We start from the raw sequence: 14,475 nt of genomic DNA, 5'->3' as shown, positions 1-14,475 counted from the left end.
CCGGCGGGAAGGGGGTCGCGCTCAGACCGCCATCGCCTGCGGCACCGGCTCTGCATCGGGGCGCAGCCCGAGCAGGTGGCAGATGGCGTAGACGAGGTCGGCGCGGTTCAGCGTATAGAAATGGATATCGGTGACACCACGATCAACGAGGTCCGTCACCTGCTCCGCCGCCACCGCTGCGGCGATGAGCTTGCGGGTCTCGGGATCGTCATCCAGCCCCTCGAAGCGCTTCAGCAGCCAGCCCGGCACGCTCGCCCCGGTGCGGGTGGCGAAGTTCGACGCCTGCTTGAAGTTGGTCACCGGCAGCAGGCCGGGCAGGATGGGGATGTCGATGCCCCTGGCGCGCACCTTGTCGAGATAGCGGAAATAGACGTCGTTCTCGAAGAAGAACTGGGTGATGGCGCGGGTGGCCCCGGCATCGACCTTGGCCTTCAGGGAATCGATGTCCGCATCGAGGCTCGCGCTTTCCGGGTGCTTCTCGGGATAGGCCGAGACGGACACCTCGAAATCGCCGATGCGGCGGATGCCCTCCACGAGATCGCAGGCGTAGGGATAGCCCTCCGGGTGCGGCTCGTATTTGGTGCCGACGCCGGTGGCCGGATCGCCGCGCAGGGCGACGATGTGCTTCACGCCGGCATCCTTGTAGGCCCGCACCACGTCATCGATCTCGGCGCGGCTGGCCCCGACGCAGGTGAGGTGCGCCGCCGGATGCAGGTCGGTCTCCTTCACCAGACGCGAGACGGTTGCGTGGGTGCGCTCACGGGTGGAGCCGCCCGCGCCGTAGGTGACGGACACAAAGCTTGGATGGAGCGGCGCCAGCCGGCGGATGGAGGACCACAGCGTCTTCTCCATCTCCTCCGTCTTCGGCGGGAAGAATTCGAAGGAGACGTTGACCGGCGGCCGGTCCATCTCCCGGCTCGCCCGCACGGGCACGGCGGCGGGAATGGGGGCGGGGGTGGTCATCAGGCAATCTCCCTGTGGGCGAGGTCGGCATCGGCCATTTCGGAACGCGGATCGCGGGCGAGCCAGAGCGAGACGGTGAGGCCGTCGCCGGAGCGGACCTCGGGGGTGAGGGTGTCGAAGGAGACGAGATCGAGGCCGGCGGCGGCGAGCCATCCCTCCACCGTCGCGCGATCGAAGCCGAGATGGCGATGGGCGTGGGCCTCGCGCAGAAACTCAAGGCCGTGCGGGGCGAAGTCCACCACCAGCAGCCGACCGCCGGGCGCAAGAACCCGCGCCGCCTCCTTCAGGGCGCGGCGGCCGTCGTCGAGATAGTGCAGCACCTGATGCACGATCACCGCGTCGAAGGCGTCGCGCGGGACGGGAACGGCATAGATGTCGCTCTGGCGCAGCAGGCAGTTGCGCACGCCGGCGCGCTCCAGATTGGCGCGGGCGACGCCCAGCATGTCGGGAGACAGATCGACCCCCATGCCGCGATCGATATCCGGCGCGAACAGCTCCAGCATCCGGCCGGTGCCGGTGCCGAGATCGAGCAGCGAGCGGATGGGGGCGCCGGCGAAGGCGCGGCGGACGGCCGCTTCCACCGCTGCCTCGGGTACATGCAGGCGGCGGATTTCGTCCCACTGGCGGGCATGGGCGGCGAAATAGCCCTGCGCGGCGGAGGCGCGGGCCGCGCGCACCGCTTCCAGCCGGGCACGGTCCCCGGCGAGGACGGGATCGTCCCGGTCCAGCAAGTCGAGCAGGCTCTTGGCGATTCGCCCGCCCGCGCCTTCGGCGGCGCGGCGGTAGAACACCCAGCTGGCCTCGCGGTGGCGATCCACCAGCCCGGCATCCGCCAGAAGCTTCAGATGGCGCGAGATGCGCGGCTGCGACTGCCCAAGGATTTCGGTGAGGTCGGAGACGGTCAGCTCCGCCTCTCCCAGCACCGCGATCAGGCGCAGGCGCGTGTCCTCCCCCGCGGCCTTGAGGCCCTCGAGGACGGCGGCGAACGAGGAAGGCGCGGGCTTGAGCCGATCTGACATAAAGATATCTTTATATCCTTAGTGCCTGCCGTTCAAGTCTGCTTCGTCGCACCTTGCTATGCCCCGCGCGCCACAGTGCGATCACGATCGCGCGGCTCGCGGAATCTCGCATTGCGGGGGACCCGGCGCGGGCCTAAAGGCGTTTAACGAAAAGGCCTGCAACGCAGGAGCAAGTTACCGCCAGACGGGCCGAATTTTTCCGCGACCCGTTTCCAATTTCGTCACGTTTCACGGTTAACACCTCTAACATGACCCTTCGCAATACCCTCCTCCTCGCCGCCGTCGGCGCTTCCGTCCTGGCCGCTCCAGCCTTTGCCCAGGGGCAGTACGGTGGGCCGAACTACAGCCTGCCGGGCGCGCAGCAGGATGATGCTACCGGCACCCTCCCGCCCGCGCCTGTCGGCGGCTATGGCGAGGCGCCTCCCGGCTATTCGGATCCATATTCGCGCCAGCAGGCACCGGTGCGCCGCGATCAGGTCGAGCGCACGGACCTTCCCGCGCCGGGCCAGCCCTATCCCCAGCAGGCGTATCCGCAGCCGGCCCAGCAGGGCTATCCGCAGCCCGCGCCCGGCGGCTACGCCCGCGGCCCGGTGGCGGTGACGCCGGATGCCGGCCCCTATCCCGGCGCGGTGCCCGCCCAGGGTCAGCAGGCCTACGGCGGCCAGCCTGTCTACAATGCCGCCCCCGACCTTTACGGACGGCAGGCGACGCCCACCGCCTATGAGCCCGCGCAGCCGGCCTATGGCCAGCAGCCCGGCTATGGCGGTTCCGGCCGCGGCGCCGTGGATCAGGATGCGCTCTATGCCAGCCTGAACACCGCCCCTGCCCCGGCCGGAACCTATGGCCCCAATTCCGCCGTGGTGCCCGGCACCACCGAGGCGCCGTCCGGTCCGCGCATCGAGAATGTCGACCCGACCGAGCCGGTGCCCGAGCGCTTCCGCCGCCAGACCGTGGACTATGTGACCACCCAGCCGGCGGGCACCATCGTCATCGATACGCCGAACACGTACCTCTACTTGGTGCTCGGCGGCGGCAAGGCGATCCGCTACGGCATCGGCGTGGGCCGGGAGGGCTTCACCTGGGCCGGCACCGAGAAGATCACCGCGAAGAAGGAATGGGCCGACTGGCGCCCGCCGTCCGAGATGATCGAGCGCCAGCCTTATCTGCCGCGCTTCATGGCCGGCGGCCCCGGCAATCCGCTCGGCGCCCGCACCATGTATCTCGGCGGCACCATCTACCGCATTCACGGCACCAACGAGCCGCAGACCATCGGCAAGTTCGTGTCCTCCGGCTGCTTCCGCATGCTGAACGCGGACGTGGAAGACCTTTACGATCGCGCCAAGGTCGGCACCAAGGTGGTGATCCTGCCGAAGGCCAATTCCGCGCCGCAGGCCAATGCCGCTCCGGTCTCCACCGCCTCGACGGGCAAGCCCGCCCAGCGCTGATTTCGGCCCGGCCCGCCGGGACAGACAGGTTTCAGACGGCCCGGCCCCCGCCGGGCCGTTTGCGTTTGTGCGCCGGACGAGGTTCTGCCCGTCCTCCGCAATCTGCCGGAGCCGAAGCCCCCTGTGCGCGGCGTTCCGCTTCGATATGATGCCACGGCAGCGATGACGCTGACTGGAGAGGCACATGTCGACGCCCGTTTCCACTCCCGCTTCCACGATGGCCGACCAGTTGCACGCCGTGCGCGCCAGCTGGGGCTGGTTTGCCGTCCTCGGCATCGCCTTCATCGTGCTCGGCTTCATCGCCCTTGCGCACGTGCTCGCCTCCACCGTCGTCACGGTGCTCTATGTGGGCGCGCTCATCATGGTGGGCGGCGTGGTGCAGGTCATCCATGCCTTTCGGGTGCAGGGCTGGGGCCGCTTCTTCTACTGGCTGGTGGCGGGCGTGCTCTATGTCGTGGCCGGCGGCCTGATGATGTACAACCCGCTGCTCGGCGCCGGCGTCCTCACGCTGATGATCGGCGTGGCGCTGGCGGTGGAAGGCATCTTCCGTCTGTTCGCCGGATTCGGCTCCAAGCACGGCAAGGGCTGGGGCTGGATCGTGGTGTCCGGCATCGTCACCCTGCTGCTGGGCCTCATCATCATCGCCCGCTGGCCGGTGAACTCGGTCTACATCCTCGGCCTGTTCCTCGGCGTGGACCTCATCGTCAACGGCGTGGGCACGCTGATGTTCGGGCTCGCCCTGCGCGAGAAGAAGAACTGAGGCCACCCTCGGTTCGACGTCGGAAAAACAGCCCCGCCCGTCCGCGGCGGGGGCGATGCCGGGAACGGGCGGGGCGCACGGCCCCGGGGGACGTCGGGGCGCGTTCTGATTCAGATGGCGGGCATCATTCCGCCGGCTGCGGCAGCGCGGCCGGCGCGGGCTCCTCGTCGGTGACCTTCACGCGGAACCAGGTGGCATAGAGCGCCGGCACCACGAGCAGGGTCAGCACGGTCGCGACCAGCAGGCCACCCATGATGGTGACCGCCATGGGCCCCCAGAACACGCTTTCCGCCAGCGGGATCATGCCGAGCACCGCAGCAAGCGCGGTGAGCACCACGGGCCGCGCCCGGCGCAGCGTCGCCTCCACGATGGCATGGTGGGGCGTCGCGCCGTCGCGGATGTCGTGGTCGATCTGGTCCACCAGGATCACCGTGTTGCGCATGATCATGCCGGCCAGCGCGATGAGGCCGAGCAGCGCCACGAAGCCGAACGGCTTGTGGGCGATGAGCAGCGCCGCCGCCGCGCCGATGAGACCAAGCGGCGCCGTCGCCAGCACCAGGGCGAGGCGCGAGAAGCTCTGCAGCTGGATCATCAGCAGCGTGAGCATGACGATGATCATCACCGGGAACACCGCCGCCAGCGAGGCATTGGCCTTGGCGCTCTCCTCGATGGAGCCGCCGGTCTCGATGCGATAGGCGGGCGGCAGCTCGGCTTTGAGCGCCGCCAGCTTCGGCAGGAGGCGGGTCGTCACATCTGGCGGCTGCACACCGTCGCGCACGTCGCCGCGCACGGTCAGCACGAGGTCGCGGTCGCGCCGCCACAGGATCGGCTCCTCATGGGCATAGCCGATGCGGGCGACCTGTCCGAGCGGCACGGCAAGGCCGTTGCGGGTGGTGACGGTGAGCGCGGCGAGATGCTCCAGGTCCACCCGCTCCTCCGGCACGGCCCGCGCCATGACGTCGATGAGCAAATTGCCCTCGCGCAGCTGGGTGATGGCGTAGCCCTGCAGCAGGGTCTGCAGCGTCTCGGCAATGTCGCGCGGCGAGGTGCCGAGCGCCCGGGCGCGGTCCTGGTCCACGGTGAGGGTGATGGACTTGACCTGCTCGCCCCAATTGAGGTGCGGGTCGATCACGTCCGCGTCGGACGCCATCACGAGGCGCACCTTCTCGGCGATGTCGCGCACCGCGATGGGATCCGGCCCGACCACGCGGAACTGCACCGGGAAGCCCACCGGCGGGCCGAACACGAAGCGGTCCACACGCACCCGCGCCTCCGACAGCGCGCCTTCCGCCAGCTCGGCATCGAGCCGGGCCTTCAGCCGCTCGCGGGCCTCCACATCCTTCGCCACGATCACGATCTGCGCGAAGTTCGGGTTGGGCAGCACCGGATTGAGGCCCAGCCAGAAGCGCGGCGCGCCGCGGCCCACATAGGTGGTGCTGGTGGCCACGTCCGGATCCTCGCCCACCAGCGCCTCCGCCTTCTTGGCGGTGGCCTCGGTGACGGAGATGGAGGTGCCCTCCGGCAGCCGAATCTCCAGGAACAGCTCGGGGCGCGTGGAGGTGGGGAAGAACTGCTGCTGCACCAGGCCGAACGCGACCACCGAGCCCGCGAACATCGCAACCGTCGCGCCGATGACCATGAAGCGGTGGCGCAGGCAGAATTCCAGCGTCCCACGCAGCATCCGGTAGAGACGGCCGTCGTGCATCTCGTGATGCCCGCCCGCCTTCTTCATGTCCGGCAGCAGCACGGTGCCGAGATAGGGGGTGAAGATCACCGCCACGAACCAGGATGCGATGAGCGCGATGCCCACGACCCAGAAGATGCCGCCGGCATATTCGCCCGACGACGACTTGGCGAAGCCCACCGGCAGGAAGCCGGCCGCCGTCACCAGCGTGCCGGTGAGCATGGGGAAAGCGGTGGATGTCCAGGCGTAGGTGGCGGCGGACATGCGGTCCCAGCCCTCCTCCATCTTCACCACCATCATCTCGATGGCGATGATGGCGTCATCCACGAGGAGGCCGAGGGCGATGATCAGCGCCCCCAGCGTGATGCGGTGGAGGTCCATGCCCGCCGAGAACATGATGAGGAAGACGATGGCGAGCACGAGGGGCACCGAGAGCGCCACCACGATGCCGGTGCGGAATCCCAGCGACAGGAAGCTGACCACCAGCACGATGACCAGGGCTTCGAGGAAGGTCTTCAGGAACTCGCCCACCGATTCGGAGACGATGTGCGGCTGGTCGGCTACCTGCGTCACGTCGATACCGTGGGGCAGTTCCGAGGTGGCCTCGGCCATGGCGCCCTTCAGCGCCTCGCCGAGGGTGAGGATGTTGGCGCCCTGCGCCATGGAGACGCCGATGCCGATGGCCGGCAGCCCGTTCTGGCGCATGAGGAAGGAGGGCGGGTCCTCATAGCCGCGCCGCACCGTGGCGATGTCGCCGAGGCGCAGCAGCGCGCCGTTCACCGCCACCGGCACCTCGGCGATGGCCTCGACGCCGGTGAAGGCACCGGTGACGCGCAGATTGATGCGGTCGGAGCGTGTATCCACCGCGCCACCCGCCACCACGGCGTTCTGCCGGGCCACGCTGTCGAAAAGCTGTGCCGGCGTGATGCCGAGATTGGCGAGGCGGGCGTGGGAGAATTCAATGAAGATCTTCTCCGGTCGCTCGCCGATCAGATCGACCTTTTCCACATCGGGCACGCGCAGCAGGCGCTGGCGGATGATCTCGGCCTGCCGCTTCAGCTCGGCCGGCGCCGCCCCCTGCCCGCTCAGGATGTAGAGGGCGGAATAGACGTCGCCATATTCATCGTCGAAGCCGGGACCGATGACGCCGGCGGGCAGATCGCCGCGCACGTCGGAGACCTTCTTGCGCACCTGGTACCAGAGGTCCTTCACCTCCTTGGCCGGCGTGTTGTCGCGCAGGAACACCTGCACGAAGGAAACGCCGGGGCGCGAATAGCTCTCCACCCGGTCGAGGTGCGGCAGCGATTGCAGCTTCTTCTCGATGGGATCGGCCACCTGCGCCTGCATCTCGGAGGCGGTGGCGCCGGGCCACGCCGCCTGCACCACCATGACCTTGATGGTGAAGGAGGGATCCTCGGCGCGGCCGAGGTTGAAATAGGAATAGGCCCCCGCCGCACCCAGGAGGATGATGGCGAACAGGGTCAGCGCGCGATGAGTGATGGCCCAGCGCGAAAGGTTGAAGCGCGAGGCGCCGCCCTGCGAGGAGCCGGACGCCGGATCATGGGGGGAGCCGGCGGCGCTCACCGGCGCTGCTCCGCTACGCTTGTGCCGAGCGCGGGCGCCTGCGCCCGGCGGGTCTCGATCGCCGGCAGGCGCTCGACCACCTCTGTCACCGCGGGCGCCTGCACCGTGCGCACCTTCTGGCCGGGCAGCAGGGTCTGCACGCCGAGCACCACCACCGCATCCCCCGGCGCGACACCGCCGGAGAGCAGCACTTCGTCGCCCGTATAGGCCGCGATCTCAACCGGGCGGGCGACGATGGCATGGCTCGCGCCATCCACCACGAACACCTGCGGGCCATGCCCGCGATCAATGAGGGCCGAGAGCGGCAACCGGGCCACCTGCTGCTGGTCCTTGGGGCGCAGCGTCACGGTGGCGGTCATGCCCAGCGCAACGGTTTCATCCGCGCCCTCCAGCGTGAAGCGGGCGGGATAGGTGCGGGAGGTCGCGTCCGCCTGCGGCGACAATTCCCGCAGCCGCGCTCGAATGCGCCGGCCGGGATCAGCCCAAAGGGTCACGACGGCATCGGCCGTGCGGGCATCGGCGAGCGCCGTTTCGGGCAAGGAGACCAGCGCCTCCTTCTCGTCGAGGCGGGCGACGCGCACGATGGTCTGGCCGGAGGCCACCACCTGCCCCGGCTCGGCCGATGTCGCGACCACCACGCCCGCCGCATCGGTCATCAGGTCGGCATAGGAGAGGCGATTCTCCGCCAGCTCCAGCGAACGCTTCGCCCGTTCGAGGCGGCCGATCGCCTCGTCCTTGGCGAGCGACTTGCGGTCGAGATCGGCATTGGAGGCGGCGCCCTTGGCGGTCAGCGCCCGATAGCGGGTGTCCTCGATCGTCGTCTGGGCGAGATTGGCGGTGGCGGCCTGCATCTCCGCCTTGGCACTTTCCAGTTCCAGCTTGAGATCTTCCCTGTCGAGCTGAGCCACCACAGTGCCGGGCTCGATCCGGTCGCCCACCTCCACCAGCCGCTGCACGACCTTGCCCCCGACCCGGAAGGCGAGGTCGATCTCACGGCGCGCACGGACCACGCCGACGAAGCTCTTCTGCGTCTCGCGCGGGCGGAAGGCCACGGTCGTGACCTGCACCGGACGGGCGATGATGGCCGGAGCGTCCTTCGACGCGGAAGCCTCACCCGCATTGGCCGGATTTTCCTGCCCGCATCCCGCGAGGAGAGACGCGGACGCGGCGAACAACAGCGCGGCCATGCCCTTCAGGCGGCGGCCGGATCGGATCGGAACGGCGAGGCGGGTCATGGAACGATCCTGTGGCTCGAAGCCTATCGACTATGGATTCAACACTGACGATTTTCGTCGATCATCACTTTTACGACGCAGAAAGGCGCTCCGCTCACTCCTGTCAGGGGAGAGACGAACGCTCGACCTCGATACTTCTCAGAATGAAACGCAGGCTATCGCTCAGCGCGCCTTCCTGGTCCTCGTCGCCGATATTCTGCGCGACCAGCACGGGATGGCAGAAGCGGATCAGCGCGCTCTGGATGTGCCGGCTGACCTTGCCGGGGTCATGGGCCACGAACACCCCTTGGGCGATGCCGTCGGCGAGGACGCGGGCGGTCAGGTCGCACAGGCGCGCCTTGTGCGCTTCTATGGCTTCCCAATTGTTCTCGATGGCGACCAGCACCATGTCGTGCACGCGCCGCTCCTCAAGGAAATTCTCCTTGTGATAGCGCATGATGGCGAGATAGGCGGCGAGAATACGCTCCTGGGGCGAACCCCCGTCCGCAACCGCAGCCGCCACCTCCGCCTCGCTCTCGATGAGGCAGCGGCTGCAGATGGTCGCGACGATCGCGGTCTTGGAGGGAAAGAAGCGGTAGACGTTGGCCGCCGACATGCCAAGCTCGGCGGCGATATCCGCCACCGCCGTCTTGGCGAAACCCATGCGGCGGAACAGCTCCTCCGCCGTGCGCGCGATGCGCTCCCGGGTCTCGTCCGCCGTCTCCTTCACCCTGACGTTCACGCCAATCTCCAAAAACTGACGATTATCATAAATCGTCAGACTTCTAAATCCAAGCCCGAGATTCGCGCCGTCGCAAATTTTATCCCCGCCCTGTCGGCGCGTCGCCTGCGCCTGCGTCCTCCGAGGGACCCAGAGCCGGGACCGGGGAGGACAAGAGATGGCGCAGAAGGTGCTCATCCTGATCGGAACGAAGAAAGGCGCGTTCATTCTGGAGAGCGACCCCGCCCGGAAGAGCTGGGCGCTGCGCGGTCCGTTCTGCGACACCTGGCCGACCAACCATGTGGTGGGCGATCGGGCCTCCGGCCGCATCTATGCCGGCGGCGGGAATGAATGGTTCGGGCCGGCGGTGTGGCAGTCGGACGATCTCGGCGCCACCTGGACCCATTCGTCCCGCGGCCTCGCCTCTGCCGAGGGCGAGGCGCCGGTGAAATCCGTCTGGAGCCTCGCGCCGGGCGCGAACGGCACGCTCTACGCCGGGGTCGAGCCGGCCGGCCTTTTCCGCTCCGACGATGGCGGCGAGAGCTTCACCGCCCTCGATAGCCTGCAGAAGCACCCGTCCCGCGGCGATTGGGGTCCCGGCGGCGCGGGTCTCATCCTCCACTCCCTCGTGCTCGATCCGGACGATCCGGAGGCGCTGTGGGTGGGCATCTCCGCCGCTGGCGTCTTCCACAGTGCCGATGGCGGACGCACCTGGAGCGCGCGCAATCGGGGCACCCGCGCGGACTACATGCCCGAGGACCAGCGCTATCCCGAGCACGGCCAGTGCGTGCATTGCGTGGTCAAGGCGCCAGGCCTGCGCCACCGGCTCTATCAACAGAACCATTGCGGCATGTACCGCTCCGACGATGGCGGCATCTCCTGGCAGAGCATCGAGCAGGGCCTGCCCTCCAGCTTCGGCTTTCCCGCTGCCGCTCACCCGCGCGATTCCGAAACGCTGTTCCTCGTGCCGCTCAACGGCGACACCGCCGGCCGCTTCATGCCGGACGCGAAGGCCGCCGTCTGGCGCACCCGCGACGGCGGCGCCTCATGGCAGGCGATGCGGTCGGGCCTGCCGCAGAAGGACGCCTATTTCAACGTGCTGCGGCAGGCCATGGCCACCGACACGCTGGAGCCCGCCGGCGTCTATTTCGGCACCGGCTCCGGCGAGATCTATGCCAGCGCCGACGAGGGCGAGAGCTGGACGCGGCTCGCCCAGCACCTGCCCACCATCTCCTCCGTGGAGACGCTGGTGGTGGAGGCCTGAGCGGTGGCGGAGGAAGCCGCACCGGTGAAGGTGCGCCTGCCGGCCCATCTCGTCCGGCTGTTTCCGGAGGGGGAAACCTATGTCGAGCTGGAGGCGCGCACGGTCGACGAGATGATGCGCCAGCTGGAGGCCCTGTGGCCAGGCATGCGCGACCGGCTGTGCGACGAGCGCCCCGCCATCCGCCGGCACATCAATGTGTTCGTCGACGGCCGGCGGGCGCGGCTGGACACGCCGCTGCGGCCCGGCGCGGACGTGTTCGTGCTCACCGCCATCAGCGGTGGCTAGAGTTACCGGCCGTCGGCGATGAGGCAGCCGGGCGGAAACTCCGTCCCATCCAGCGCCGCAACCACGCATTGCGCCGAGATGAGGTTGCCCCGGGCCAGCGCCTCGGCGCTGGAGCCGGAGGCATGGGCGGTGGCCACCACATCGGGCCGCGCCGCCAGAGCGGCGGCAACGGGGAGCATCGCCGCATCGGCTTCGGCCTCGAACACGTCCAGCCCGGCGCCGCCGATGCGCCGCGCCTCCAGTGCCGCCAGCAGCGCACGGTCATCCACGAGGCCGCCACGCGAGGTGTTGATGACCACCGCGTGGGGCTTCATGGCAGCGAGCGCGGCAGTGCCGATCATGTGCCGGGTCTCTGAGGTCAGCGGCGCGTGGAGGCTGATGATGTCGCTCTGCGCGATGAGGTCGTCCAGCGGCACATAGTCCACGAAAGGAAAGTCGGGGTCGGGGGTGCGGGTCGCCACCAGCACCTTGGTGTCGAAACCGTGCAGGCGCCGCGCCACCGCTTTTCCGATGCGGCCGAGGCCGACGAGGCCCACGGTCTTCCCCGTGAGGTCGAAGCCCGAGAGCACCCGCCAGTCGCCGGCTGCGATGGCGAGGTCGCTTTCCTTCAGCCGGCGCAGAAGCGCGAGGATCATCGCCAGCGTGTGATCCGCCACCGCGTCGTCATTGGCGCCCGCCGCGATGGTCACAACGCGGCCCAGCGCCTTGGCCGCCGGCACGTCAACCCGGTCATAGCCGACGCCCCGGCGGGCGATGACCTTGAGTTCGGGATGGGCGGCGAGGATCTCCCGCGTCACCGCGCGCTGGCCGACGATCCAGCCTTCGGCCCCCTCCAGCAAGGCGCTCAGCGCGGCATCGGGAATGTCGGAATCGAGGGCGTCGCCCGGCAGGCCGGAGGGCACGGCGATGCAGCCATGCTCGGCGAGATATTCGGCGGCGGCGGCATCGAACAGGCGGGTCGTGATGAGAACCTTGCGGGGGGCGGGCACGGGCGGGCGACCTTCTCAGCGGGAGATATGTCCCCCTCCTCTCCCGGCCGCGTCGCGAGATCAACCCCCCGCGGGGCATGCGCGTCATCTGCGCACGGCAACGGAAAAGGGCGGCGCTCGCGCACCGCCCCGAAGGCGGGCGAGCCGAAGCCCGCCCTGTTCCTGTCCGCGTCAGGCCGCCTGAGCGGTGCTCCCGGCGGTCGAGCCCTCGATGGAGCCTTCGATCGTCTTGGGAGCAGCCGTCGCGCCCGCGATGGGGATGATGCGGGGCTTCTTGGCTTCGGGAATGTTGCGCACGAGGTCTACGTGCAACAGGCCATTCTCAAGCACCGCGCCCTTCACCTCCACATGGTCGGCGAGCTGGAAGCGACGCTCGAACGCGCGCGCCGCGATGCCGCGATACAGCACCTGCGCGCTGTCGGACGTCTCGGACGACGCCTTCTCGCCCTTGAGGGTGAGGGTGTTCTCCTTCACCTCGAGGCCAAGCTCGGCCTCGGTGAAGCCCGCCACGGCCACCGTGATGCGATAGGCGTTCTCGCCCGTGCGCTCGATGTTGTAGGGCGGGTAGGTGGGCGCCGCATCCACGCCGCCGACGGAATCAAGCAGCGAGAACAGACGGTCGAAGCCGACGGTGTTGCGGTACAGGGGAGCAAGGTCAAACGTACGCATGGCATATCCTCCTTTGAAGCGACATGCGGGACCCGCATAGAGCCGGGTCCGGTCAGGCGCCGTCAGGTCTCTGCCCGGCGCCTTTTCGGATGTGGGGAGGCGATTTTGGGGCGTCAAGGGGTGCCGGCATCGTTCAATCTGAACGGGGGATGAACGGCGGCGCAGGGCCGCGTTCACGCGCTGCAGCTAGACTTTTCCCAACGACATCTGCTCCGTGCGCGGCGTCATCCGCTCGGCGGCGGGGGCAACGGGAGATCGGGCGATGCGGGCCTGTTCGGCCGCCACTGTGGCCTTCTTCCTGATGGCGCTCGTGCCGCCGGTTGCGCCGGCCGCCGCCCAGTGCGGGGCCGCCCCGGCCGCCGCAGAGGTCGACCTTCCGGCGAAGCCGCCGCCCCTGCGCACGCATCACCCCCCCAGCGAGGCCGGGACCCTCGGCTTTCCCTCAGCGACGCCGGCCCGCGCCGCCGCGGCGACCGCCACGCAAATGCCGGACGAGGCCGTGCTTCTGCCCGGTGCCATCTCCCCCCGCGCCTACAGGCCCTATCAGGCCGCTCCCGCCGGCCCCCGCCCACTCACCGCCGAGACTGTGGCTCCGAACCTGGAAGCCCGCGGCTTCCGCCAGATCAGCGGCGTGCGCCAGCGCGGCCAGAGCTTCCTCGCTGAAGCCACAGGCCCCCGCGGCGAGCGGGTGCGGCTGGTGCTGGACGCAGCGAGCGGCGACATCAGCGGCATGCAGGTCATCGGCACCGCAGAGCAACGCTGACGCACGCTCCCCGCCGGCGATGCGGACGAGACGGCGATTGTGGACCGGGCGCCCGGCGTGTAACCCTCAGCCCCAGCAATCCGCAACGAAGCCCGCCTTCACCGCCGCGAGCCTCATGACGCTCTATTCCCTGCCGAACAATCCGGTGCCCGAAGGCGCGATCACGGGCGAGATCACCGCCCGCGACGGCGTGCGCCTGCGCTTCGCCCGCTTCCTGCCGGAGGGCAAGGCAAAGGGCACCATTGCCCTCCTCAGCGGCCGGTGCGAATTCATCGAGAAGTATTTCGAGGTGGTGCGCGAACTGCGATCGCGCGGCTTCGCCGTGGCCGTGCTCGACTGGCGGGGACAGGGCGGCTCGCAACGGCTGCTGCGCAACCGCCTGAAGGGGCATGTCACCCGCTTTTCGGACTATCAGCTCGACCTTGAGGCGTTTGCCCGCGAGGTGCTGCTGCCAGATTGCCCGCCGCCCCACTTCGCGCTCGCCCATTCCATGGGCGGCTCGGTGTTGCTCTCGTCCGTGCTGGAGGGGCACCGCTGGTTCGACCGCATGGTGCTGAGCGCACCCATGCTGGGGCTCGATTCGGTGCCGTTCGAGGGAATCGTGCGGCCGACCGCCACCGTTCTCTCCCACCTGGGCTTCGCCCGCGCCTTCGTGCCGGGCGGGCGCGGGCGCACGCTGGCGCGGCTGAAATTCGAGGGCAACCCGCTCACCTCGGACCGGGGCCGGTTCGACCGCACGCAGGCTCTGGTCACGGCCTATCCGCAGCTCGACCTCGGCGCGCCAACCATTGGCTGGCTCGCGGGCGCCTATTCCACCATGGCCGAATTGACCCATCCCGACGTGATTCCGCGCATCCGCCAGCCGCTGCTCATCATCGCGGCGGGGGGGGAGCGGCTCGTCTCCAACAAGGCGATCGAACACTTTTCGGCGCGGCTCATCGCCGGCGCCCATGTGGTGGTGCCGGCGAGCCGCCACGAACTCCTGATGGAACGCGACATCTTCCGCGCCCAGTTCTGGGCCGCGTTCGACGCCTTCATTCCGGGCACGCCGATCTGAGAGGTTTTACGTGGCAAAGCTCAAGCGCCGCGCGGGCTTGAGACCTTGCCACGCTCAG

At 69.0% G+C, this 14,475-nt stretch carries 13 protein-coding genes; 6 read left to right on the top strand and 7 right to left on the bottom strand.

Translation table 11 applies throughout. The features are described from left to right. Positions 1-21: 21 nt before the first annotated feature. Positions 22-963, bottom strand: a complete 942-nt coding sequence (metF, locus tag V5F63_RS04405) for a methylenetetrahydrofolate reductase [NAD(P)H] (RefSeq protein WP_394101699.1) — start codon at positions 961-963, stop codon at positions 22-24. Further along, positions 963-1,982, bottom strand: coding sequence for an ArsR/SmtB family transcription factor (locus tag V5F63_RS04400; RefSeq protein ID WP_394101698.1), 1,020 nt, complete (start codon positions 1,980-1,982; stop codon positions 963-965). Before V5F63_RS04400 ends, metF begins: the two co-directional genes overlap by 1 nt. Positions 1,983-2,230: 248 nt before the next feature. Between V5F63_RS04400 and V5F63_RS04395 the strand changes: the two genes are divergently transcribed. Both V5F63_RS04395 and V5F63_RS04390 read left to right on the top strand, forming a co-directional pair. After that, complete coding sequence (locus V5F63_RS04395) at positions 2,231-3,427, top strand: L,D-transpeptidase family protein (protein WP_245327375.1); 1,197 nt, start codon at positions 2,231-2,233, stop codon at positions 3,425-3,427. 184 nt (positions 3,428-3,611) lie between these two features. Then, positions 3,612-4,187 carry an HdeD family acid-resistance protein gene (locus tag V5F63_RS04390; protein ID WP_209487883.1) on the top strand — a complete coding sequence of 192 codons (576 nt, stop codon included), beginning with the start codon at positions 3,612-3,614 and terminating at the stop codon, positions 4,185-4,187. A 124-nt stretch (positions 4,188-4,311) separates the two neighbouring features. Here the strand turns inward: V5F63_RS04390 and V5F63_RS04385 are convergent, their stop codons facing one another. From V5F63_RS04385 to V5F63_RS04375, 3 genes are all read right to left on the bottom strand, one after another. Beyond that, entirely contained in the window at positions 4,312-7,455 is a 3,144-nt protein-coding gene (locus V5F63_RS04385) for an efflux RND transporter permease subunit (RefSeq protein WP_394101697.1), read from the bottom strand. After that, positions 7,452-8,690: an efflux RND transporter periplasmic adaptor subunit gene (locus V5F63_RS04380; RefSeq protein ID WP_394101696.1), complete on the bottom strand. Its 1,239-nt coding sequence runs from the start codon at positions 8,688-8,690 to the stop codon at positions 7,452-7,454. Before V5F63_RS04380 ends, V5F63_RS04385 begins: the two co-directional genes overlap by 4 nt. A 103-nt stretch (positions 8,691-8,793) precedes the next feature. Next, positions 8,794-9,411 (bottom strand): TetR/AcrR family transcriptional regulator, encoded by a 618-nt coding sequence (locus V5F63_RS04375; protein WP_394101695.1) that lies wholly within the window; start codon positions 9,409-9,411, stop codon positions 8,794-8,796. A gap of 157 nt (positions 9,412-9,568) precedes the next feature. Between V5F63_RS04375 and V5F63_RS04370 the strand changes: the two genes are divergently transcribed. Then, complete coding sequence (locus V5F63_RS04370) at positions 9,569-10,654, top strand: WD40/YVTN/BNR-like repeat-containing protein (RefSeq protein WP_394101694.1); 1,086 nt, start codon at positions 9,569-9,571, stop codon at positions 10,652-10,654. A 3-nt stretch (positions 10,655-10,657) separates the two neighbouring features. Beyond that, entirely contained in the window at positions 10,658-10,939 is a 282-nt protein-coding gene (locus tag V5F63_RS04365) for a MoaD/ThiS family protein (RefSeq protein WP_209487879.1), read from the top strand. Positions 10,940-10,941: 2 nt separating this feature from the next. Here the strand turns inward: V5F63_RS04365 and V5F63_RS04360 are convergent, their stop codons facing one another. Further along, positions 10,942-11,928, bottom strand: a complete 987-nt coding sequence (locus V5F63_RS04360; RefSeq protein WP_394101693.1) for a phosphoglycerate dehydrogenase — start codon at positions 11,926-11,928, stop codon at positions 10,942-10,944. 171 nt (positions 11,929-12,099) lie between these two features. Beyond that, on the bottom strand, positions 12,100-12,597 hold the full coding sequence (locus tag V5F63_RS04355; protein ID WP_394101692.1) for an Hsp20 family protein: 498 nt from the start codon (positions 12,595-12,597) through the stop codon (positions 12,100-12,102). A 262-nt stretch (positions 12,598-12,859) separates the two neighbouring features. On the opposite strand from V5F63_RS04355, the gene V5F63_RS04350 reads away from it, so the two are divergent. Beyond that, on the top strand, positions 12,860-13,360 hold the full coding sequence (locus V5F63_RS04350; protein ID WP_394101691.1) for a hypothetical protein: 501 nt from the start codon (positions 12,860-12,862) through the stop codon (positions 13,358-13,360). Between the two features lie 115 nt (positions 13,361-13,475). Next, positions 13,476-14,417 (top strand): alpha/beta fold hydrolase, encoded by a 942-nt coding sequence (locus V5F63_RS04345; RefSeq protein ID WP_394101690.1) that lies wholly within the window; start codon positions 13,476-13,478, stop codon positions 14,415-14,417. Positions 14,418-14,475: the final 58 nt, after the last annotated feature.

Source organism: Xanthobacter wiegelii, from assembly GCF_043193855.2.
GTDB classification, from domain to species: domain Bacteria; phylum Pseudomonadota; class Alphaproteobacteria; order Rhizobiales; family Xanthobacteraceae; genus Xanthobacter; species Xanthobacter flavus_A.
The sequence above is the reverse complement of the archived record's forward strand: the minus strand, read 5'-3'. Positions and strand labels throughout refer to the sequence as shown.

Bases quoted from the DNA above. Each gene is read 5' to 3' on its own strand.
- V5F63_RS04370 (WP_394101694.1), top strand. From the start codon at position 9,569: ATGGCGCAGAAGGTGCTCATCCTGATCGGAACGAAGAAAGGCGCGTTC.
- V5F63_RS04395 (WP_245327375.1), top strand. From the start codon at position 2,231: ATGACCCTTCGCAATACCCTCCTCCTCGCCGCCGTCGGCGCTTCCGTC.
- V5F63_RS04400 (WP_394101698.1), bottom strand. From the start codon at position 1,982: ATGTCAGATCGGCTCAAGCCCGCGCCTTCCTCGTTCGCCGCCGTCCTC.
- V5F63_RS04355 (WP_394101692.1), bottom strand. From the start codon at position 12,597: ATGCGTACGTTTGACCTTGCTCCCCTGTACCGCAACACCGTCGGCTTC.
- V5F63_RS04390 (WP_209487883.1), top strand. From the start codon at position 3,612: ATGTCGACGCCCGTTTCCACTCCCGCTTCCACGATGGCCGACCAGTTG.
- V5F63_RS04380 (WP_394101696.1), bottom strand. From the start codon at position 8,690: ATGACCCGCCTCGCCGTTCCGATCCGATCCGGCCGCCGCCTGAAGGGC.
- metF (WP_394101699.1), bottom strand. From the start codon at position 963: ATGACCACCCCCGCCCCCATTCCCGCCGCCGTGCCCGTGCGGGCGAGC.
- V5F63_RS04350 (WP_394101691.1), top strand. From the start codon at position 12,860: ATGCGGGCCTGTTCGGCCGCCACTGTGGCCTTCTTCCTGATGGCGCTC.
- V5F63_RS04345 (WP_394101690.1), top strand. From the start codon at position 13,476: ATGACGCTCTATTCCCTGCCGAACAATCCGGTGCCCGAAGGCGCGATC.